This window comes from Neolewinella persica DSM 23188 (assembly GCF_000373105.1).
GTDB classification, from domain to species: domain Bacteria; phylum Bacteroidota; class Bacteroidia; order Chitinophagales; family Saprospiraceae; genus Neolewinella; species Neolewinella persica.
The window spans coordinates 31,121-54,152 of record NZ_KB890447.1 but is presented as its reverse complement, the minus strand read 5'-3'; the positions used below and the strand labels follow the sequence as shown (position 1 = coordinate 54,152).

General features: G+C 51.8%; 14 protein-coding genes and 3 tRNA genes. 7 read left to right on the top strand and 10 right to left on the bottom strand.

Going from position 1 to position 23,032, the window contains the following annotated elements:
• Nucleotides 1-14: 14 nt before the first annotated feature.
• A complete protein-coding gene (gene gap / locus B036_RS0119275; protein WP_020570366.1) occupies nt 15-1,004 on the bottom strand; it encodes a type I glyceraldehyde-3-phosphate dehydrogenase in 990 nt (329 codons plus the stop codon).
• Nucleotides 1,005-1,483: 479 nt separating this feature from the next.
• On the opposite strand from gap, the gene B036_RS0119270 reads away from it, so the two are divergent.
• A complete protein-coding gene (locus B036_RS0119270; RefSeq protein WP_083926258.1) occupies nt 1,484-2,761 on the top strand; it encodes a glycoside hydrolase family 117 protein in 1,278 nt (425 codons plus the stop codon).
• 201 nt (nt 2,762-2,962) lie between these two features.
• Here B036_RS0119270 and B036_RS0119265 read toward each other — a convergent pair.
• The 7 genes from B036_RS0119265 to B036_RS0119235 all read right to left on the bottom strand — a co-directional run bounded on the left by B036_RS0119265 (nt 2,963) and on the right by B036_RS0119235 (nt 11,118).
• Nucleotides 2,963-3,034, bottom strand: a tRNA-Glu gene (locus B036_RS0119265).
• 168 nt (nt 3,035-3,202) lie between these two features.
• A tRNA-Glu gene (locus B036_RS0119260) sits at nt 3,203-3,274 on the bottom strand.
• Between the two features lie 103 nt (nt 3,275-3,377).
• Nucleotides 3,378-3,449, bottom strand: a tRNA-Glu gene (locus B036_RS0119255).
• Nucleotides 3,450-3,649: 200 nt separating this feature from the next.
• Nucleotides 3,650-4,345, bottom strand: coding sequence for a hypothetical protein (locus B036_RS0119250; RefSeq protein WP_026232136.1), 696 nt, complete (start codon nt 4,343-4,345; stop codon nt 3,650-3,652).
• A 291-nt stretch (nt 4,346-4,636) separates the two neighbouring features.
• Nucleotides 4,637-5,284 (bottom strand): carboxypeptidase-like regulatory domain-containing protein, encoded by a 648-nt coding sequence (locus B036_RS0119245; RefSeq protein ID WP_020570363.1) that lies wholly within the window; start codon nt 5,282-5,284, stop codon nt 4,637-4,639.
• A 143-nt stretch (nt 5,285-5,427) separates the two neighbouring features.
• Nucleotides 5,428-7,815, bottom strand: a complete 2,388-nt coding sequence (gene lon / locus B036_RS0119240; RefSeq protein WP_026232135.1) for an endopeptidase La — start codon at nt 7,813-7,815, stop codon at nt 5,428-5,430.
• Nucleotides 7,816-8,214: 399 nt separating this feature from the next.
• Nucleotides 8,215-11,118: a T9SS type A sorting domain-containing protein gene (locus B036_RS0119235; RefSeq protein ID WP_020570361.1), complete on the bottom strand. Its 2,904-nt coding sequence runs from the start codon at nt 11,116-11,118 to the stop codon at nt 8,215-8,217.
• A gap of 537 nt (nt 11,119-11,655) precedes the next feature.
• On the opposite strand from B036_RS0119235, the gene B036_RS0119230 reads away from it, so the two are divergent.
• Together B036_RS0119230 and gcvP are read left to right on the top strand one after the other, a co-directional pair.
• Nucleotides 11,656-13,872, top strand: coding sequence for a clostripain-related cysteine peptidase (locus B036_RS0119230; RefSeq protein ID WP_020570360.1), 2,217 nt, complete (start codon nt 11,656-11,658; stop codon nt 13,870-13,872).
• A gap of 396 nt (nt 13,873-14,268) precedes the next feature.
• Nucleotides 14,269-17,163: an aminomethyl-transferring glycine dehydrogenase gene (gcvP, locus tag B036_RS0119225; RefSeq protein ID WP_020570359.1), complete on the top strand. Its 2,895-nt coding sequence runs from the start codon at nt 14,269-14,271 to the stop codon at nt 17,161-17,163.
• Nucleotides 17,164-17,307: 144 nt separating this feature from the next.
• On the opposite strand, the gene B036_RS0119220 is transcribed toward gcvP, so the two are convergent.
• Entirely contained in the window at nt 17,308-17,757 is a 450-nt protein-coding gene (locus tag B036_RS0119220) for a hypothetical protein (RefSeq protein WP_020570358.1), read from the bottom strand.
• A 439-nt stretch (nt 17,758-18,196) separates the two neighbouring features.
• On the opposite strand from B036_RS0119220, the gene B036_RS0119215 reads away from it, so the two are divergent.
• The 4 genes from B036_RS0119215 to B036_RS0119200 all read left to right on the top strand — a co-directional run bounded on the left by B036_RS0119215 (nt 18,197) and on the right by B036_RS0119200 (nt 21,784).
• On the top strand, nt 18,197-18,739 hold the full coding sequence (locus B036_RS0119215; protein WP_026232134.1) for a hypothetical protein: 543 nt from the start codon (nt 18,197-18,199) through the stop codon (nt 18,737-18,739).
• A gap of 421 nt (nt 18,740-19,160) precedes the next feature.
• Nucleotides 19,161-20,606 carry a M28 family peptidase gene (locus B036_RS0119210; protein ID WP_245557489.1) on the top strand — a complete coding sequence of 482 codons (1,446 nt, stop codon included), beginning with the start codon at nt 19,161-19,163 and terminating at the stop codon, nt 20,604-20,606.
• On the top strand, nt 20,596-21,156 hold the full coding sequence (locus tag B036_RS0119205) for a phosphoribosyltransferase (RefSeq protein ID WP_020570355.1): 561 nt from the start codon (nt 20,596-20,598) through the stop codon (nt 21,154-21,156). Before B036_RS0119210 ends, B036_RS0119205 begins: the two co-directional genes overlap by 11 nt.
• Nucleotides 21,157-21,265: 109 nt before the next feature.
• The gene (locus B036_RS0119200; protein ID WP_020570354.1) at nt 21,266-21,784 is read left to right on the top strand and encodes a GNAT family N-acetyltransferase; all 519 of its coding nucleotides are present in this window, start codon (nt 21,266-21,268) and stop codon (nt 21,782-21,784) included.
• 8 nt (nt 21,785-21,792) lie between these two features.
• On the opposite strand, the gene B036_RS0119195 is transcribed toward B036_RS0119200, so the two are convergent.
• Nucleotides 21,793-22,887 (bottom strand): outer membrane protein, encoded by a 1,095-nt coding sequence (locus B036_RS0119195; RefSeq protein WP_020570353.1) that lies wholly within the window; start codon nt 22,885-22,887, stop codon nt 21,793-21,795.
• Between the last annotated feature and the right edge of the window lie 145 nt (nt 22,888-23,032).

Sequence of the window (23,032 nt, the reverse complement as noted above, 5' to 3'; positions counted from 1 at the left end):
CTTTTACCCTTTATTTACATGGCGGCAATCCGCTCACAAAGGTCCGCAAGGCGGGCAGAGTAACCAGCTTCGTTGTCGTACCAGCTTACTACTTTCACGAGTGTACCCATTACTTTGGTCTGGTCCACATCGTAGAGGCTGCTGTACTTGCTTCCTACGATGTCGGAGCTTACGTATGGGTCAGTAATGTAGGCAAGGATGCCCTTCAGGCTACCTTCGGAGGCCTTTTTGAAGGCTTCGTTCACTTCTTCCAGGGTTACCTCGCGCTTCAGCACGGCCGTCAGGTCAGTCAGTGAGCCGGTAGGAACTGGAACGCGCATGGCGCCACCGTCAAGCTTACCGTTGAGGTGAGGAAGTACGAGGCCAACGGCTTTTGCGGCACCGGTGCTGGTTGGCACGATGTTGATGGCAGCGGCGCGGGCGCGGCGCAGGTCCTTGTGCGGGCCGTCCTGAAGGTTCTGGTCGGCAGTGTAGGCGTGTACGGTAGTGATGATACCCTTTTCGAGGCCGAAGGCATCGTCGAGAACTTTCACCATCGGAGCCAGACAGTTGGTCGTACAGCTGGCGTTGGAGTAAATTTTAGTCTCAGCGTTGATGACTTCATTGTTTACACCGAGTACAACGGTAGCTACTCCGCCTGATCCAGGTGCAGAGATGAGTACCTTCTTGGCACCAGCATCAATGTGCAACTGGGCTTTGTCTTTGGCGGTGAAGCGGCCGGTACATTCAAGTACTACGTCCACGTTGAGATCACCCCATGGCAATTTGCTGGGATCAGGCTGGCTAAGGGCATCGATTTTCTTACCGTCGATGTAGATGAAGTCGTCGTCACTGCTTACTTCGCCCGCGAAGTTGCCCTGTACGCTGTCGTACTTGAACAGGTGCGCCAGGGTTGCGTTGTCGGTAAGGTCGTTGATCGCCACTACGTCGAGGCCTTTCTCAAGCAGGTTACGCAGGGTGATGCGGCCGATGCGGCCGAAGCCATTAATTGCAATTCTTGCCATGGTTGATGATATTTTTTTCGTTCAGTTCTTTTGGAGGTGAATACGCCTTTCCGATGGGTTACTTACGGATACTTTTAAGGGCGGGGCCGCAGGTGCAGGGAAAGGTGAAAACGCAATGCGCGTCCGCCCGACATCGCTAGCAAGCCGCAAAGATAAGGAGTTTAAAATGATGAACGAACACCACTTTTATCCCAGCAGGTCGGGGCTTACGATCTGCGAATTTACGGTACTTAGTGTAATTTTCACAATAATTAATAAATGTAGTTGGATTCATCACTAAAAGATGACGCTGCTATCGCAATGAAATGAGGTCTTCTGATCCAGTTTCCAACCAATCATTCTCGACCGGAGTCGCTCCTCCCAACACAAGATCCAGCTTCTATACCAACCTCGGTTTTTAGCCTACCCCTAATGATCAGGCGCCTTCCATCCACTACTCTTTCCGCCTATCTTGAGGGAGAAAAACAAAACCTGCCGCTATGTCTATTCTAAGGCCGTTGATCTGCTTTTTATTCCTTTGTTCTTTGTTTACCTGCCAGTCGACCGAGCAGGTAGCGAAGCCGGAAGATTACACCGGCCCTGCTTTCCCGTTCCTTTTGCCAGAAGAGAAACCAGACCGGCCACTAAGTGCCGCATTGGAAAGAAATTACGACGGTTACCCAGCTCCACAGCCGCAGGCCAATGAACTCTACTCTCAATTCAAATACACCGAATTAAAAGGCTTCGATTACAACGACCATGATGGGACGATCTCCCGGCGGGATCCATCCAAGGTCATCTTCGATAACAATAAATACTACGTCTGGTATACCTATCGTAATACCCCCACCTCTCCTCAGGGAGCCGATAAATCGAACGATACGATCCCTTCTGCCGACTGGGACTTGTCCGATATCTGGTATGCAACTAGTTCCGACGGTTTCACCTGGGAAGAACAGGGCGTAGCCATCCCCCGCCCCCCGAAGCCAGCCGTAGGCTGGCGCTCCGTCACCACCACCGATATTCTGGAATGGGGAGGAAAATACTACCTCTACTACCAGGGCTTTATGGAAACCAGTGGCAAGCGCGGAGATGATTGCCCCGTTGCCGTTTCCTGGGCAGAGTCTCCTGACGGACCCTGGACACCCCATAGTAAAGTTGTCATCCCCAATGGAAAGGAAGGGGAATGGGACCAGTACTCTATCCATGACCCGTACCCCTTAGTATATAAGGGCAAGATCTACCTCTACTATAAATCTGACTTCAATAAGAAACCGAACCTGGTCCGCATGCAGGGACTAGCCATTGCCGATAACCCACTCGGCCCTTTCACCAAACATCCCCTGAATCCGGTTATCAGCTCCGGACACGAAACTACCCTTTTTCCTTTCAAAACCGGTATTGCCGCCCTTGTTATTCGCGATGGCAACGAACACAACACCATCCAGTACGCACCCGACGGGGTTAACTTCGACATAGCCGCCATTAGTTCGCTATTGCCTAACGCTGGCGGGCCATTCATCCCCGATGCGTTCACCAATACAAAAAATGGCAGGGGTATCACCTGGGGAATCTCCCATTTCACCAACGTTACGACCTGGGCCCAGAACCATGCCGCCCTTGTCCGCTTCGACTGCGACCTCAGCCAGGACATCCATGATCCGCAAATGAAAGCGGCCCACGTCTATTTTAAGCCTGAGACCTACTACCAACAAGGGCTAAGCCAAAAACAACGCGAGCGCATCGCAGCCGAGAACAAAAGCCTCCTGAAGGAATAATTCAACACCTCCAGACATCCCAGAAATGACAACAGCCCCTCGATCCATATGGAACGAGGGGCTGTTAATAGTTGATAGGCGATTGGCTGCCGCTGCTATCTGCTCGCTATGCTAGGACGAACGAAGTGAGCAAAGCGGTGCGGTAGCTAAATCCAATATCTCTTATCAAGAATCGAATATCAAATTCGTAAAGCGAATTTGTAGCCCGTAGGGGAATCGAACCCCTCTTACCAGGATGAAAACCTGGCGTCCTAACCGATAGACGAACGGGCCAAGGAGATTGGCGATATGCGATTGGTGATTCTTGATGGGTAATTGGCTACCGCTGGTATCTGCTCGCTACGCTCGGACGAACGAAGTGAGCAAAGCAGTGCGGTAGCTAAATCCAATATCTCTTATCAAGAATCGAATATCGCATATCAAATTCGCAAAGCGAATTTGTAGCCCGTAGGGGAATCGAACCCCTCTTACCAGGATGAAAACCTGGCGTCCTAACCGATAGACGAACGGGCCAAAAAAAGGAAGTCAAACAGTCAGGTAGTCAAAGAGTCTGAAGAGTTGCGGCCTCTTAGGAGGTTCGCCGACTATTTGACTACTTGACTGCTTGACTAAAACGTAGCCCGTAGGGGAATCGAACCCCTCTTACCAGGATGAAAACCTGGCGTCCTAACCGATAGACGAACGGGCCAAAGGAATTGAAGATCGTTGATACCTGATTGATAATTTACCAGCAAAGAACCTGTGGTGAACTATTAAGCAAGAATTTCAGAATCAACAATAAAGAATCACTAGACCAGCATTCTGGCCTTAAGCGACCGCAAAGATAACATCATTGCAGAGACTCTGACAAGTGGTAAGCTAACTTTTTATTTTAGTGGGAAGTTGCAGTTACAAGCGACTGCGAAGTTTTTCAAGGCGAACCCGTAACTCCTCCGCCTGTTCCGCTTTAAAACTGACAAAGGCCTCTTTGCTCAATTCAGCAATAGTGTCCAGCTCAATAGTATCACGTTCAAGGTGATAGCGGGTTTCTTCGAGGGTGGCCTCGTCGTCAAAATTAGTACTACGCAGCGCTTCAAGCTCTTGCTTTCGGGCGGAGATACTTTCTTGTAGCTGATACCGATCCATCAGGATTTTCAGCTTGGTGCCGCAGTCGGCAAAGAACGACGCCTTGGCATGGCGGAGATTAAACTCCGCTTCAAGTTCCTTAATAACGTTTTCAGCCCGTGTGCGCTCATCTTCGCCAGCAGCAGAACTACGTTCAAGATCGTCCCGCAACGTACTGATACTTAATCGAATCTGCTCGGCCTCTGACCGAAATTTTTCTTCTTTATCCTGGCAATCCTGAAGCCGTAGCTTTATCCGACCGGCAAAATCATCCTTCGACTTTTTGGTAACTTTTCCAAGCATCCCCTTACTTACCAGCCAACCAGAATACGCCAACATGGTAATCAGGCCCAGTACAAGCAACATCACCGCTAGCCCAGGCATAAACCGCATGACAAGAATCGTAAATGTGAGGTAAATACCCAATCCGATCAACAATGTCTGAGAATCAGGCTTGGGTTTATTTCCGGGAGCGCTCATGTTCTATAAACTGATTAGCCGACAGGATAGTTGTGTGGTTCGTTGGAGGAATCCGGCAGTTCGTCGATTTTTCAGGGTAGAAAAATCAGCGATCAGCTCATCACCCTGCTCCTATTAACATATTTTGGCACCTGCGGCCTCGCCCCCTTAAGAGTAATCAGGGTTCAGGCATCAAGATATAGAGGTCAGGATTTGGTATTCAGTGTTCAATGTATTGAGTAAAGCCTGCTGAACGCTGAAGACTAAACCCCGAAAACTGATTGCTGCGTACTGATCACTAATTCCTACGTGCTAATCTTCCTTCTTCTTAAAGTCTCCCCTTTTCCAACCGTCAAAAAACTGTTTCCAGGCGATGGGGCTAAAGATATTCATCGGAGGTCGCTGACCGATATAATAGGTTTGCTTGGCCTGTTGCCGTAAGTAATAACTTCCGTTCTCGGAGCCAGACATTGGTACTGTTTGCCGTAATTTCTCCAATTTGTCGGCACTGAGGTTCTGGCTGGCGATGGTTTGCAGTTCTGTACTCACATCCATGGCTAGAAATTCCAATTTAAAGTGATCCCGGCTGGGCCAGGGGAACACCACCGCAGCTGGCAGGTCAATATTATTCTTGGTCAGGAGCTGAACGATGCTGTACTTTTCATCCTGGAGCGTGTCGGGAACTACATAAACAGCGTTCGAATACCCCAGTGCACTGAAAATGATGCTATCCCCCTTGTGTGTAACGATACTGAAGAAGCCTTCCAGGTTGGCATAGGTACCACGGCCATCATTCTTAATCAATACTGCAGCATAGGGCACTGGAAATAGCTGGCTGTTACTTCCATCAAGCACCATACCCGAGAACTGTACGAGTTCTTCCCCGTTCTGATCCACCAGCTGGGCCTGAAGGCCCGTGAGGGAACAAACGAAAAAACAGAGGAGTAGCAGATACTTCATAAGGCGGGGAGTCTTGTTTCCGGGAATAAGGACACGCGGAGACTATTTGAGGTTGGGACGAAACAAAGGTATTAACGAATAATTTGGGAATTTCTTGGCCAGGAGGTACCAACACCGACAAATAAACACTAGCCAGGCCATCATTATACCAGGGCGAACTCCAGCACCTCGGCCATTGTCTCCACGTAGTGAATCTTGAGCCCCTTGAGGTACCGGTCTTCGATTTCCCGGACGTTTTTCTCGTTCAGCTTACTGAGCATGATGATTTTCATGCCCGCCCGGCGGGCGGCCAGCAGCTTTTCCTTGATCCCGCCAACCGGCAAGACCCGTCCCCGTAGGGTAATTTCACCAGACATGGCCAGGTAAGGTTTGATCGACCGGCCTGTATAGGCACTCGCCATGGCAGAAAGCATCGTAATACCAGCGCTCGGACCGTCTTTAGGTGTAGCACCTTCAGGCACGTGGATGTGCAGGTCCTGATCCTTGATATCCTCTTGCTTAATACCGTAGGTTTTCGCGTTCGCCTTGAGGTAGGAACGCGCCGTGATGGCACTCTCCTTCATCACCTGACCAAGGTTCCCCGTCTGTTCCAGCCCACCTTTACCGGGGCTGAGGCTGGCTTCTACGTAAAGAATCTCTCCCCCAACTTGTGTCCAGGCAAGGCCAACGGCGATACCCGGCAACTTGCCCACGCGGTAAGGTTCCCGTTCGAACTTCACGGGGCCGAGGATTTCTTCCAGAAGTTCAGGCATGATTTCCACTTTCTCTGCGTTTTCCATCGCGATTTGCTTGGCAGCATACCGCATCAGACCGCCAATCTCGCGATTGAGGCTCCGCACCCCACTCTCACGGGTGTAGCCGGAGATAACTTTCTTGAGGGTAGTCACAGGTATTTTTAGCTGTTTAGCCTTCAAACCATGCTCTTCCCGCTGGCGCGGAAGCAGGTGACGTTTAGCGATTTCCAATTTCTCCTCGGCAGAATAGCCGCTGAGGTTGATGATTTCCATCCGGTCGCGCAGCGCCGGTTGGATCGTCTGAAAGTCGTTCGCGGTAGCGATGAACATAACCTTACTGAGGTCTACGTCCAGGTCGAGATAGTTGTCGTGGAAGGCCGAATTTTGCTCCGGATCCAGTACTTCCAGTAAAGCGCTGGAGGGGTCACCACGGTGGCTTTGACCAACCTTATCGATCTCATCCAGGATAAAAACAGGGTTGGAAGATTGTACTTTTTTCAGGGACTGGACGATGCGGCCAGGCATGGCACCGATGTAAGTTTTCCGGTGCCCCCGGACCTCGCTTTCATCATGAAGTCCCCCCAGGCTCATACGAACGTACTTCCTGCCAAGGGCTTCAGCTACGCTTTTACCCAGGCTTGTTTTACCGACGCCGGGAGGGCCGAGTAGTAAAAGGATCGGGGCTTTCATGTCGCCCTTCAACTTAAGAACTGCCAGATGGCTCAGTATGCGATCTTTGACTTTTTCGAGGCCGTAGTGATCATCATCGAGTACTTTAGCGACAGCCTTTAGGTCGAAGTTGTCTTCGGTGTAGTCACTCCAGGGCAGGTCAAGCAGGATCTCCAGGTAAGATAGCTGGACACTGTACTCTGCTACCTGTGGGTTCATCCGTTTCAGGCGGGTGATCTCCCTGGCAAATACTTTACCTACTTCCTCAGGCCATACTTTTTCTATGGCACGTTTCTCCAGTTGTTCGATGGCCTCCCGGTTGGGGTTGTCTCCAAGTTCTTCCTGGATAGCCTTCATTTGTTGATTGAGGAAGTACTGCCGTTGCTGCTCCTCGATGTCGCCACGCGTCTTATTTTCGATCTGATCACGAAGTTCGAGAATGTGGAGCTCCTGTTGCAGTTCGGTCAGGACGCGTTCGGCTTTTACGCCAAGGTCGGCCGTTTCGAGAATTTCCTGTTTGATGTTCATATCTCCGCTGAGGTTGCTGGAGATAAAGTTGAGCAGGTGGCTGGGCACTTCGATGTTGTCGAGCATCATTTGCGCCTCGGTGGGGATATTGGGGCTGAGCTCAACGGCGCGGCGGGCGTTGTCGCGCACACTGTCCATAGTAGCCTTGAAAGTCAATGGGTCAACGGCTGGCTTGTAAGACAGTAGTTCCACCTCCCCTGAGAGGTAAGGCTGAGTTTGGAGCATCCGCTTACGGCGGACGCGCTGGCGACCGCGCAGAACGGCCGTAAGGCTGCCGTCGGGCATCCGCAGCATTTTCAGGATGCGGGCCAGGGTGCCGACTTCGTACAGGTCCTCACCGGTAGGGTCTTCAACCTTCAGGTCACGCTGACTGAATACCGCCACCCATTTATCGGTTTCGGAAGCCTGATTGATGGCTTTGATGGAACGGTCCCGACCAATATTGATCGGGATGACGATGGTGGGGAAAAGAACGGAGTTTTTCAGCGCAAGGATGGGAAGGGTAGCCGGCAGGTCGCCGGCGTCCATTTCTTCATCCCCTTCTTCGGTACCGATGAAGGGGAAAAGTTCCTGCTCGTCGTCAAATCCGCGGTTGTCCATTTTTAGCGTAATCTTTTTTGGTCGGCTCACATTTTTGGTTTCGTGATGGGGCGGGAGTTGGCCCGGATGTAAGTAAAGGTACTTAACGTCGGAGGCATGGTTTGGGTTTCTCGCAATAATCGTGCCAATGGGAGTCAAGCCGTCAGATCGTCAAACAGTCAGGGAGTTTGCACGACTGTTTGGCCGGTGAACTATTGGACTAGGACATACCGCATCGCTCCTTCCCCCCTCCTCTGCACCTGCGGCCGCGCCCTCCTAAAAAAAGGCAGCCCTACATAAGTAGAACTGCCTCTAACTATCTCAATTGCATTCACTATAATAATTAGCAACCAAATTAAATAGTAATCTCAACAGAATAAAGCTTCCTCAATTATCAAATAGATAATACGGAGGTCAGTACTATTTCTTCACGAATCGTTTGACAACCGGCACCTGTGAAGCCGTAGAGATTTCCACAAAATAGGTTCCGTTGGGCAGTCGGCTGACGTTCAGGCCATCGGATGCGGACACCGTTTGTATAATGACCGTACGGCCCAGTGCGTCCATCACCCGAATGTCCGTAGTAACCGTTTCCAGGCCTTTGAAGCGTAGCATATTGGTTGTAGGGTTGGGGAACACACTTACTTCACTTTGAGCATCATCTACGAAGAGGTTAATGACCCGGGAGTACTCAAATGAACCATCGAGGTCCGTAATTTTCAACCGGTAGTAGTTGATGCCCGTTATAGGCAGCTCATCATCAAAACCATATACCCGCTCAGTTTCACTACCGGCAGACAGGGGAAGTACTTTACCCATCGTAGTGAAGTTTGCGCCATTACCACTTCGCTGTACCTCGTAGTAAGCAAGGTCGGTTTCCTCCGTGGTGACCCAGGATAGCTGGTTGGTCTTACCAGTATTTACTCCGGTGAAAGAACGGAGGGTTACGGGTAAAGAAGTAGAGGTGGCAGCATCGGTTTCCCAGGTACCCCGGCCGTAGGTAGCGGCACGCAGTTTCATCGTCGGATAAAAGATTTTCAGGTCTTTGATCTGGGTGCGGGGCAGGGCTGTGAAGAAGGAAGTCCAACTGGCAGCAGCGTTGTCGCGGTGGAACACGCCGACGTCGGCACCTACGTACACCAGATCATTGGAACCGTTCTGGAAGGCAATGGTATTGAACGGGATATTGGGCAGGCCGGTGGAGATGTTCGTCCAGTTGTCTCCACCATCGGTTGATTTATAGACCTTCTCGCTTGCAGTATAGCCGGAGCAGGTGATCCATACTTTGTTTGGGTCGATGTTGGAGATAGCGATTTGGGTGACTGACGCGCTTTGATTAGAGGCACTTTTGTCACTCCAGGTTACACCAGCATCCGTTGACTTGGCGACGTTGAAGCCGTCCGTTGCGTAAATGATCTGGTTGTTGCTGGGGGCAATTTTAAATTCTATGATGTTGGCGTTACCAAAGGGCGCTCCCCGCGAGTTCCAGGCAGAGCCCTGGTTGGAGGAATGGTACAGGTTTTTACGACCACCGGCATAGAAAGTATTCGGAAGCATGGGGTCCTGTTGGATAGGAGACTTGAATTCAACGTCCGTATTATCTATTCCAGACACGATGTCCGTAAAATTAGTGCCACCGTCAAAAGAGATCGAGTGGCTACCGTTCGTACCAGTTTCAACGATGATGTCGTCATTAGTGTAATCAATGAAGCAGTACTCACCGTCACCGCCGCCAATGACTTTCCAGGTATTGACCGCAGTATTAAGAACCGTTCCGATATCCTGAAGGCCAGCAGCAGTTCTATTCGGGTTAGTAGCGGACATACCGATGCTTTCTTGCTGAGAAATATTGAGGTTATTGCTCAGGTCCGTCCAGGGCCCGTCACCGGAGGCATTATCGGTGTACATGGCCAGGCCACCGTCGCAGGCGGAGTAAGCCTTGGTGCCATCGGCGCTAAAGACAATTTCGTGGGTGTCGGCGTGGACGAATTGGTAGTTTTCATCGGGAGCCCAGAAAGAGCTTACGTACCAGTTTTCCCCACCGTTGGTAGAGGCCCACTGGCTTACTCCGCCGGCCAGCAGGAAGTTGGGGTCGGTCGGTGAAGCGGCGAGGGCCAGGGTGTAAAACGATTGGCCTGCGGCGTCCGATCCGTCCTCGTTATTACCCAGAATATTTGGGTTGTCGGTGGCTGTGCCCAGGGTGGCATTATAATCAGGTTCGAACTGGGTGTTGAAGGTCAGTCCACTGTCGGTTGACTTATAGATGCCAAGTAATCCGCCGTTCGATTGCTTACCCGCCATAAGGTAAACGGTACTGGGTGCCGCTGCAGTTACCGCTGCGGTCATTCGTACCACGTCGGTAGAAGGAAGCCCACTGGTGATTTGGGAGAAGGTAACACCATTATCGGTAGACCTCCACAGCGTGGAACTCGTTGCGTAGACCGTGTTGGGGTCATTCGGCTTAAGTACCATGTCCTTGAACTGTTGCGTAGTGGCGGTCGTGGGTGCCGCCCAGGTGACTCCACCATCGGTGGTACGGTAGACCCCCTGACTGGTAGAAGCCAGCAGTGTATTACTGAGAACGGGGTGCATGATAAGCTTGGATATCTTGACGTTCTGCGAGGCGCTGAAGGTGAGGCCGGTAGCATTCCAGGTTGTACCACCATTGGTAGACTTGAGAACGCCGATGCTACTACGATCGCCCTCGGAGTCTCCCGTCGCGAGGTACATGATACTGGTATTGGATGGGTTAATAGCCAGGTCAGTAACCCCGATAATCTCCAGGAAATCGGTGTTCGTCGCCCAGGAACCACCACCGTTGGTTGACTTCCAGAGGCCGCCGTTGGCGGCCCCGACGAAGATGGTCTGACTATTCGTAGGATCAAAACGCACCATATTGATGCGCCCCACCCCGGTATCGTCTCCGGTAGCCTTGGTAAAAGGGCCGAGAGGCGTCCAGTTGCCGGCAAATGCATTTTCCGCGACGAGCACACGCTGCTCCCGCTCCCACTTCATATAATTGAAGTAAGTATTGTTCACAAGGGTCATGTCATTAGAGGGGAATATCCGGGGAGCCATGTAAGCCTCCCAGCGCTTGAACGGCTTGTAGCCGTGTCCTTTTTCGATCGTACGATTTCTCCAGTACGTTTGAAAATTTTCCTGTATCTCCTCGAAGGAAGCGTCGGGTGAGTTGTAGATGCTGGTCCAGATTGGATCAACGGTAGGAATGGCCTCCTGGCTGAAACAAGGGGCGGCCAAAAATGTAAAAAGCAGGAAGAAGAACAGGAAGACGGAAATGTCGCCTGACTTGGTTTGATAGTTCATAAAAGCATGAGATGTTGCCACCCAAAATCTGGGTAAGCCTGATGAACTACAAATAACCGAAATCAGGGGCAAACAATACGTAGAAATGGGGATGACAAATAGGGGGACAAGTATGGGATTAGGCCATTAAAAGCAAACGTTTTACCTCACTTGCCTCGTCTTAATACTATTGTTCCTCCTTAGTAGTGGGGTCTTTTTAAACTCAGGTTGACTTTATGTAGAGGTTGAGTAAAATCGTCCAGTAGTTTTCACGGTCACGGGAGGCTACCGTAGGCTTCGTTGGCAGCAGGAAGCTTCCTAAATTGAATTTAGGAAGCAGTAAGAGCCTTGGAATTGTCCGGTAAAATACTTTTCCGTTCAGTGTCGCCCCTCTTGTCCCCCCGCCGAAAGCCACTATTAGCCAGCACGCGCTACATCTTTGAGTAATGGAATGGCCAAGATTTTTTTGTCCTCCAACTATTCAATTACTCCGCAATAACTAATTATTTAGGTTAGCCGGAATCTATTTCAAAACGATTTATTGAACTCCACAGTATTATGAGAAATTTATTTTTCTTCCTCGCACTTCTCGGTGCGGGCCTTTCCTCCACGGCTACTTATGCCCAGGAAACCAAAAACTGGACACTGATTGTCTACCTCGTAGGTTCCGACCTGGAGAGTGGCTTTGGGGCCGGCAGTACGGACATGACGGAAATGATGAGCATTTCCAATACCAGTAACGTCAACATCGTCGTGCTTACCGGTGCTTCCAAAAAGGACGGTTGGCGGACAACCAAGAGCTACCTGATCAAGGACGGTGTTCGGACGGACCTGAGTTTTGTGGCGCCCAGCCCAACGGCGATGTCAAGTCCCGAAAACCTAACGGCCTTTATTAACTGGTCCGTTACCAACTACCCCGCCACCAACTACTTTTTGACCATGTGGAACCACGGCATGTCGATCCGGGGATACGGGCACGACGAAGTGGCCAACAAACAGTTTTCCGTTACACAAGTCGGTGAGGCGATCGCGGCTACCAATTATGTTCAGACCGGTAATAAGTTTGAGTTGATCGGCTTTGATGCCTGCCTCATGGCCAACCTGGAAGCCCAACTCCCGCTTAAGGACTACGGCAAGTATTTAGTTGCGTCCGAAGAAACGGAGCCGGGCCACGGTTGGGACTACGCTCCCATCGTCCGCGCGATGCAGCAAACCGAGTTTGACTGGAATGGCTTTGACATCGGCTACGAGGTTGTAGACGGTTTCATCGCCCAGGGGATAGCTGAAAACTCAGGCCCGACTACAACCCTGAGCGTAACCGATCTTACCGCGCTTGACGGTCTCCGGGACAAACTGGAACTGCTTATTGCTAAGATAAAGCAGGAAGGGAAGCACCGGTCGCTACAGCAGGCGCGGGCTGTCGCCCAGGAATATTCTCAATCGCTGACGGATCCCCAGCAGTCAGAGGACGTGGTGGACATTGGCGACCTGATGAAAAAGCTCAAAGTGAAAGATCCTTCACTTGCTGCCGAGGCGGACGCCGTTCTGACTGAACTGGGCAAGGTCGTTCTCTACGAGCGCCACTCGTCCGGCCGGCCGAACTCAACTGGCCTGACCATGTTCATCCCGCATAATATTATGGTCGACACTTCACAAGCCGGTTTCTTTGTTCGGGAAACTTACGCACCGCTTCAGTTTTCTAATCCGATCCGGGACTACATCACTACCGATTACTTCACCGCCGTTGCCGCAGACCAGACGCCCCCTTCCGGCCAGCAAGAGGATAACTTTGGCAACATCTGGGGCGGCCAGAACGGCAGTGTCAACAAAATGGACAACCCCATCAGTGCCATCCGCGTAAATCACGCCAGCGACCTGGAAGAAGTAAGGGTGGTCTTGGTAGAAGAATTCCCCGGCATGCCCGATGAGTTCATCATCCTGGGCAGCACCTTCCCCGATACTTCCGCCTTCGTTGCCGAAGACGAGGAAATTTTCGCCTACGAATTCGACGGTATGTGGTTGGGCATAAACGGTTTCCCCGCCTACATTTCGGACCTTTATGAGTACGAAGTAGAAGACGAAAATGGTAATGTAGAATTCTTTACCCGGATACAAATTCCGGCCCTGCTGAATTATGTCGACGATGACAACCTTGGTGAGGAAATCATGATCTCCTACCGGTACGATGAGAACTTTAATATCACCTTTGAAAACATCATTCCCCAAACGTATGACGTAGACGGCTTTATGATTCCCGGTAAGAGACGGATCAACCTGGTGCCGGGCGACGTCGTCCAACTGACCTACGAAAGCTTCAACGAGGTAACGGACGAGGAATTCTTCGTCATCGACGACGATGCAGTCATCACGATCGAAAACGGGAACGAAGACCTCATGCTCGAGTATGACAACCTCTTTGTAGGCAATTACCGTATCGGCTACCTGCTGACGGACCATTCCCAGAACGATACCCTCATCTTTGATGACAACATTTTTTCGGTTATCTCTGATGCCGTTACTGAAAGCTTTGCGAACGGTAATATCGCCATGTACCCCAACCCCGTCAACGCAGACCTGACCATCGAGAACAACAACTTTACCGGTGGAAACTATTCCTTACGTCTGATTGACATGAACGGCCGTCAGGTATTCTCAGCTACCTTCAACCAGCGTCAGGCAACCATTCCTACCGGAAACCTACCCACGGGTCTTTATGGCGTGGAACTCGTGTCCGGCACCAAAATATTTACGGATAAAGTGTTGATCCAGCACTAGTAAATTGAAAGTATACCCTACTGCTTTACCAGCGGTAAATTGTACTGCCTTGAAGGCCATCCGCTCAGCGGGTGGCCTTCTTTCTTGGCCTCATGCATAGTGTCCCGGGGCGGCGGATCCGGGGCCCTGCTTCATCTCATCGGAATCAAGTATCTTTCTAAGTTCAGGGCGCGGCCGCAGGTGCAAGGGAGGAGAAAGAAAGGAGCAAAGAAAACCTACGCTTATTGGTGAAGTACAGTAGCAGCTTTGCACCTTGCTCCGTTTACCCGACAACCTGGCCATTCAACACCCTGACGCTAAAATGACCCGACTACTTCCCATTTACCACAACCATAATCAACCCCGCTAGTTACCTTTGCGCCAACAACCATTCCTCCGCCCAACCAATCATTCAGGATGCCTGCGCTTACACCACGTTTCGACCAATTCCAGGATCGCCACATCGGCCCCGATGCTGAATCAACAGCCGCAATGCTTAAGACCATCGGTGCTGCTTCGATCGATGAGCTAATGGACCAAACGGTCCCTGCGAATATCCGTGATCACAAGAAGCTCAACGTTTCTTCCGCGATCAGCGAATATTACTATCTCCAACACCTTAAAAGTATCGCGAAGCGAAACCGGGTGATGCGGTCCTTTATCGGCATGGGTTACTACAATACAGTAACCCCCAGCGTCATTTTACGGAACGTCTTTTCTAACCCCGGTTGGTACACCCAGTACACGCCATACCAGGCAGAAATTGCCCAGGGCCGGCTGGAAAGCCTGCTGAATTTTCAGACGATGGTGTCTGACCTAACTGGCCTGCCGGTGGCCAACGCCAGTCTCCTGGACGAGGGTACCGCCGCTGCCGAAGCCATGACCATGTTTCACGCGCAGCGGAACAAGCGGGTAAAGGACGAACCGGTTAATACTTTTCTGGTCTCTGACCAGGTACTTCCTCAGACCGTCGCCATCCTCGAAACCCGCGCAGAGCCGCTTGGTATTAAAGTGGACGTTCGGCCCGTGGATAAATTTGATTTTCCCGCCGACACCGTTTTCGGCATGCTGCTGCAATACCCTGGTGCAGACGGCCAGATTGGGGATTACAGAGACCTCGTTGCCAAAGCAAAAGAGGCGGACGTATTTACCGTTGTAGCTGCTGACCTGCTCGCCCTGACCCTCCTTATACCACCCGGCGAATGGGGAGCCGATGCGGTAGTAGGCAATAGCCAGCGCTTCGGCGTACCGATGGGCTTTGGCGGACCGCACGCTGCCTTTTTCGCTACTGACGACAAATACAAACGACAAATCCCTGGCCGCATCATCGGCGTTAGTCAGGATCGCCACGGCAACTTCGCCCTGCGCATGGCGCTGCAAACCAGAGAGCAGCACATTCGTCGTGAGAAGGCGACCTCCAACATTTGTACAGCCCAGGCCCTACTGGCAAATATGGCCGGTTTCTACGCCGCTTATCACGGTGCCGAAGGCCTCATCGCCATCGCTAAGCGGACGCACCACTTCACCGTCATCCTGGCAGGCGCACTAAAAAAAGCCGGATTCACGCTGGCGGGCGATGCTTTCTTTGATACCTTACACGTGGCCGCCAGCCCGGAAAAAATTGCCAAAATCCGCCTCCGGGCGGAAACCGAAGGCTACAACTTTTTCTATCCCAAAGAAGGCGGTATCCGCCTGAGCTTCGATGAGTCTGTAGCAACCACTGACTTGCGGGCAGTTTGTCGAATCTTCGCCGTAGACCTGGACTACGAGGGTGCAGAACTGCTACCCGACGGTGGCGTCACCGGAATCACCGACCACATTCCTGCTGCGCTGAAACGGACCAGTGATTTCCTGACCCACCCCAACTTCAAAGATCACCGTACCGAGACCAAAATGATGCGCTACCTCAAGCGCCTCGAAAACAAAGACCTGAGCCTCGTGCACAGCATGATCCCACTGGGTAGCTGTACGATGAAGCTGAATGCTGCGACGCAGTTGATTCCCGTCAGCTGGCCGGAGTTTGCCGACATCCATCCTTTTGTTCCCATCGAACAGGCTCAGGGCTACAAGCGAATTTTCACCGAACTGGAAAAAGACCTGGCCGAAATCTGTGGCTTTACGGCCTGCAGCCTGCAGCCTAACAGCGGAGCCAGTGGCGAATACGCCGGCCTGCTCGTTATCCGTGCTTACCACCATGACCGGGGTGATTTCCACCGCAACGTAGCCATTATTCCCGAGTCGGCCCACGGTACCAACCCCGCCAGCGCGGTGATGGCCGGAATGAAGGTTGTGGTCGTAAAATCTGACGACGCCGGTAACATCGACATCGAAGACCTGAAAGAAAAAGTAGCCGCTAACCAGGAGAACCTGTCGAGCCTGATGATCACTTACCCGAGCACCTACGGCGTGTTTGAAACCGGTGTGGTGGAAATCTGTGACCTGATTCACGAAGCCGGCGGCATGGTATATATGGACGGTGCCAACATGAACGCGCAGGTAGGCCTCACCAGCCCGGGTAAGATTGGTGCCGACGTATGCCACCTCAACCTGCACAAGACCTTTGCCATTCCGCATGGCGGAGGCGGACCGGGCATGGGGCCAATCTGCTGTAACGAAAAACTGGCGCCCTACTTGCCCGGCCACCCGCTGCAGGAGACCGGCGGCATCAAAGCAACCCAGGCGGTTGCGGCAGCTCCATGGGGATCGGCCAGCATCCTGCTTATCAGCTATGCGTACATCAAGATGCTGGGTGCAAAAGGCCTGAAAGCCTCCAGCGAATACGCGATCCTGAACGCGAACTACATCAAGGAGCGAATCGGCGATCATTACGACGTACTGTTTTCCGGCAAAAACGGCCGGGCTGCCCACGAACTGATCATTGATCTCCGACCGTTTAAATCGGTGATGAGTGCCGGCGATCTCGCCAAGCGCCTGATCGACTACGGTTTCCACGCGCCGACGCTGAGCTGGCCGGTGGCCGGCACGGTGATGATCGAGCCTACCGAGTCTGAAGGCAAAGAGGAGCTCGATCGTTTTTGCGATGCCCTGATCTCCATTCGGGCCGAGGCCGACGCCATTGCTCGCGGAGATGCTGATGCGGAAGACAACGTCCTGGTTAATGCACCCCATACCATTGCAGAGATCACCGCCAATGAATGGCACCATGTTTACAGTCGCGAGCAAGCTGCTTATCCCCTACCTTACCTACACACTGGTTTGAAATTCTGGCCATCCGTTGGCCGGGTGGATGATGGGTATGGTGACCGGAATTTTGTTTGTACCTGTCCGCCTATTGAGGCTTATACGGAGTAAAAAGTCGATAGTCAGATAGCCGATAGTCAAATAGTAGCTGCCGCTTTTTCCACTTACTTCGCTACGCTCGTTCGCACAAGGTGAGCCAGTGGAGCGGACTTGGGGTAGCCAATATTTGACTATCTGACTATCTGACTTTAAACGCTAATCCATCTCAATCCGATCGACCCCCACCGCATCTTTCACAAAATGCTTGAGCATTTCCACTTGTTCTGCACCAAGGCGTTCTCCAAATTTGCCTGCCTGGTAAGCGGTCAGCATGATCACGGCTGCCAGCGGCAGCCCATATATTGCCAGTGAGCTATCTCCGACCATGTACCTGGAAATACCGTAAGAAGTGAGAAAAAAACCACTAACTCCGATCGAGAAGTAGACAAACATGAAGAGGGTCCAAACAGCTGGCCGGGGACCGATAAGGCCCGCAATGATGGCTCGACCGGGCATGTCTTCATCTTCCTCTATTCGAAAATTTAGCTGGGGCGACCAGTAGTGCACCTCCTCCCCGACGATATCGAGAATGACGTGATGCCCAACGGTCGTTCCCGTAATGTGCGGCGGGGTCCCCGCCAGTAGTTGGTTGATGCGCTCCAGCACATGGTCCGAAGGGCCGGGAACACTAAATTTGAACCGAGGGCGGATGTGGGTAATTGAAGTATCGATGATGATAATATTTACAACCAGTGCTAGGAAGGAATTAAGTTAGTGATTCTTGAGCAAGGTTTGGAGAATTTGATTTATATCATCGGTTAGCCAGAGCGCTTTATCCGATGTTCTTTCTCCCTTTGCTCCTTTATCTCTTTATTTTGCACCTGCGGCCGCGCCCTTAAGAGTCACATAGTCAGCGCGTCAAGTAGTAAGATAGTAGCGACCATAGGTACCGTTCGCAACGCTTCGCTTACTCACCTTGGGCGAACAAGCACAGCGAAGTGAGTAGAAACAGCGGTAGCTACTATTTGACTACCTGACGACTCCGCACAGCGAAAAAAAGCAGTCCGTTTAAAAACCCTACCTACTGCCGAAACCTTTACCCGATATGGAAAGACTTCTTTCATTATTGACCATTTGGCTGTGCCTGACGGCCTGCGCACCGGAAGGTCCCTCCGGCACCATTGATACCGCTCCGTTTTTTGACTTAAACGGTTACATCTCCCAGGAAGCGGAGCGCCTGCAAACAGCAGGAATGAAGGTTGAAAAAACGATCACCCTAAACGGTGTTACGGAAACGAAACAGCTCGACGACGTAAATTTCAGTAATGACCTGCGGTTGTTCCGTGAAGCCGACATCAACCGGCCGGCATGGTTGGAGAAGTACGCCACGGACCAGCAAGCGCTCTCGGGCAGTCACCTCATCACCACTTACACGGCACTGGACAGCAGCCTCATCGTACGAAGGTTGATGATAGAGGAAGACGTGGGGGCCACGACCAAAATCGAAATTGACCGAAAAACCGGCACGGTACTCTCTGACGGAATCCATTACCTGGTCTATGAACCCGTTAGAGGATACAGCGTCACCACCAAGCAACAAAATCGCTTTGGAGACGACGTGAACGCCCTGATCGAAGTTCGTTGGTGACCAACTTGCAACTTTGCCCCCCCCTGCAACTTTGCAACCTGCAACCTGCAACTTTTTTGCCTAAGGCAAAAAAAGAGGCAGTGCCACCACAGCACCACCTCAGCCCTAACCAAATAAAACCAAATTAAAAAGTAAGGAACAACGGGCTGTTGCCCTTACCGTTAATTCAAAGATAAGTCCTTATTGTACATAAGTTCATAACAAATGCCCGTAAAGTTTGGCAGAATTTTATTTACGCCTTTGTTTGCGTTGTAGAATATTTCACTGTCAATCCGTAAAAAATTGGAATATTAAGCGGAAAAGACTAAAAATCGTAAAATCTCCAACACTGCATACTTAGTTAATTGTCAGCCCGAAAGGCGTATAGCAAAATTTTGTTTTGGAACCACTACCCATCATTACAATAAATTTTGAATTCAAGATGAAGAATATTTACCACCGTCCAGCTACACTTTTCCAAACGACTACGCCGGGGGCTTCTAACGTCGTAAAAAAAGTGACATTCTGCCTCTTAGTTTTTCTTAGTGCCAGCTGCATGTTTGCACAACAAAGTGATGCTTTCACCATTAAAAGCATCTACGATAAGGCCCTGACCGAGGGGGAGTGTCACGATTGGCTGCGGCACCTCACGAAAGAAATCGGCCCCCGGCTGGCGGGAAGCCCTGGCGCCGAAGCGGCCGTTCACAGTATGCGCCGACTGATGGACACATTGGGATTTGACACCGTTTACTTACAAGCCTGTACCGTTCCCCGCTGGGATCGTGGCGCTCCGGCCACCGGCCGGATCATTAACAATGGGGTAATTGGTACTGAGGAATTACGGGTTATTTCTTTGGGCAACACCATTGGTACCGGCCCTAACGGCGTTACCGGTGAGTTGGTGGAGGTGTTCAGCCTCAAAGAAGTAGAGGACATGGGCGCTGCCGGGGTTGCCGGCAAAATTGTTTTCTTCAACCGCCCAATGGACCCAACCCAACTACAAACCTTCCGCGCCTACGGCGGCGCGGTGGACCAGCGGGGTATGGGCCTCGTAGTAGCCGCCAGGTTTGGCGCAAAAGCCGTACTTGTACGCAGTATGACCACCGGGCTTGACGATGTACCGCATACCGGGGCCGTAGCCCTGGTCGATGATGTGGAGAAAATCCCGGCCCTTTCCGTTAGTACCAACGACGCCGAAAAAATCAGCCGGTTACTGCGACAGGGAACGGTCGAGGTGCATCTTCGGTCCAACGGCCGCATTTTACCTCCGGTCCCAAGCTATAATGTCATTGGTGAATTACGCGGCACTACCCACCCCGACGAGATCATCCTGGTGGGCGGACACCTTGACAGTTGGGACGTAGGCGAAGGCGCCCACGACGACGGTGCCGGCTGCGTACACGCCCTGCAGGTACTCCCCCTTTGGCAAAAGATCGGCTACCGCCCCAAGCGTACCTTTCGCTGTGTTTTGTTCATGAACGAAGAGAATGGCCTGGCCGGTGGCCGCGCTTACTGGGACGCCAGCAACGCGAACAACGAATACCACCTGGCGGCGCTGGAAAGCGACAGCGGTGGCTTTACACCACGGGGCTTCAGCGCCCAGGCCGAAGATGCGGTCTTCACCGATTACTACCGCACCATCAACGACTGGCTACCGCTGCTCGAACCTTACGGCCTCCATTTCGAGAGTGGTGGTTCAGGAGCCGACATCAGCGGCCTGAAATCTCAGGGCGGGCTCCTCCTCGGCTTCAAGCCGGATTCCCAGCGCTACTTCGACTTTCACCATACGGCGAACGACGTTTTTGAAAATGTCAACAAAAGAGAGCTCGAACTGGGCGCCGCTTCCATAACTTCGCTTCTTTACTTAATCGATAAGCATGGTCTCTAATAGCCCCGACCGCATTCGGCTGCACGAACGTTCTTTTACGCCGTTTCTTACGGAGGAGGACATTAGCCTACGCGTAAAAGAACTCGGCCAGGAACTTGCCTTTCGGCTGGGGAATGGTGAGCCGAGTTTCCTCATCATGCTCCGCGGTGCGTTCATTTTTGCGGCGGACCTGATCCGCGCCTCCCGGCTTAACGGGCAGATCAGTTTTGTGCGGACCAGTAGTTACCACGGTACGGAAACTGAAGGAAAAGTGCGCATGCACCTGGCTCCCGACCCCATTCACGTTACCGGAAAAGATGTGGTACTTATTGAAGACATTGTTGACAGTGGCCTGACGATGCAGGCCTTCTTGCCGGAATTGGAAGTGCTCAACCCTAAGTCCATCACTCTGATAACGCTGCTACACAAGCCCGAATCGCAGCGGGTACCGGTAAAGATTGACCTGATTGGTTTTGTTATTCCACCCAAATTTGTGGTGGGGTATGGGCTGGATTATGATGGATTGGGGCGGCAGTTGCCGGCTATTTATCAGTTGGCGGAGGAGTTTTAGGGGAGCTTATGTACTTACGTAGAAGTACGGGTTGCTCCATTATTAAAAGCACTTTGAAATTTGCAGTACCTCGTACTTCTACGTAAGTACCTTTTGAAAACCAACCTTCATGCTAACCCTCCGCCCCATCGCCCCCGCCGACAACGCCGCCATTGCCCACGTTATCCGCACCGTCATGCCCGAATTCAGCTGCGTAGGTGAAGGTTTTTCCATCAACGACCCGGAAGTGGAGGATATGGCAACGGCCTACGCAGGTGACCGGTCCGGCTTTTTCGTGATCGAGCATTCAGTAGGCGGGCCCGCAGGTGCGGGGGAAGGTTTTAGGGGCACAGTAGTGCTTGGCGGCGCGGGTTTCGCGCCCTTAGCCGGTGGTGACCCCGACACCTGCGAACTCCGCAAAATGTACGTCCTCAAAGAAGGCCGCGGCTTCGGCGGTGGCCGCCTCCTCCTGGACGCCTGCCTGGAAGGTGCCCGCGCAGCGGGCTACACCAAAATGTACCTGGAAACCGTCACCGCGATGACGGATGCAGCGGCCGTGTACAAGAAAAATGGCTTCGTGCCCATCAGCTGGCCAATGGGCAATACCGGGCATGGGGGGTGTGATGTTTATATGGTGCGGGAGTTATAAAATTAGCCCTAACCTTTCGGCAGGAAGAACCTAAAGCCAACCCCTAGTCCGATTCTTGAATTCGACAATTCGCTTGCTATCTGAAACTGGCTTATTTGATCAGACCGATTGTAAGCAAATTCTACATCAAGAGCCAGGTTCGGAGATAGGAAATAGGACGCACCTGCCCCGAGACGCAAAGGGACCGTCTGTGAACTCTCGTTACTCTCTCCAAAATCATTGCTAAAACGGTTATTATTAAAGATAAACCCTCCACCTGCCATCAGGTAAGGGAAAAACGTTCCCTCTTTTTTCAGGTAGTAACGTAGATTAATGTTTGCGCCGGCACTGGCACCGCTAAATGTTGTCCTCCCCTGATTGAATCCACCGATCTCACGACTACTGCTTCCATATGAGATATCCAGTCCACCTTCTAACATCAGACGGTCCGACAGGAAAAAACCAATCCAGGGCATCAGGTTAATAACCGTTGATTGGTCTACCAGGCCATTGGAGCTCATCCGTCCGTACGAGATAGCTCCAAGGCGGCCGCGCGTAGTAATAGTGCCTTCCCTAAGGGAGACTGCACCTCCAGTATTTTCTAATTGGCCCGTTAGCACATTGAAACCAAACGCCAGGGTGGTAAAATTCAGGCCACTTGCATTGGCATCGTAGCGGAGATTTAAGGTACCCAACACACCCGGCAGCAGGCTAATCTCGGCACCGCCCCCCAAGTTGAAATCTGTTTCAAACCCTTCCCGGCCACTGAACAGATTGAAGGTGCCGAAGCCAAATTCCCCGAAGAAATTAACTTTTCGCTGGTCACCCCCAAGGAAGTAGTACCGGGCAAATGGACGCAACTGCAGATTCGTCTCCCCCTGAAAACCACCTTGACCTCCAAGGCTAACGAAACGGACACCGGTACCAATAAGCAGCCGATCGGTAAAGAAATACCCTGCACGGGAAGTCGTAGCGGAGAACCCGGACAGGTTAAAACTACTACGACCCACGCTCCGGCCGTACCCCGCGGAGGTTGAGCCGTCGAGGTACCAGTTACCCTTTTGGTTTTGGGCACTAAGCGCTAGCGTAAACAAAATAAGAAACAAGGTGATGATGGATTTCATAATAGTGAATTGAGGTGTTATAAAACGATGAAAACTTAACAGAGATCGTTAAACAGGTGACGCTTTCCGGGAACATTCCGTTGCCCGGCTCTCCCCCTTTAACGATTGCCCAACAAGGCCATATTTCTAATGATCCGGAGATTAC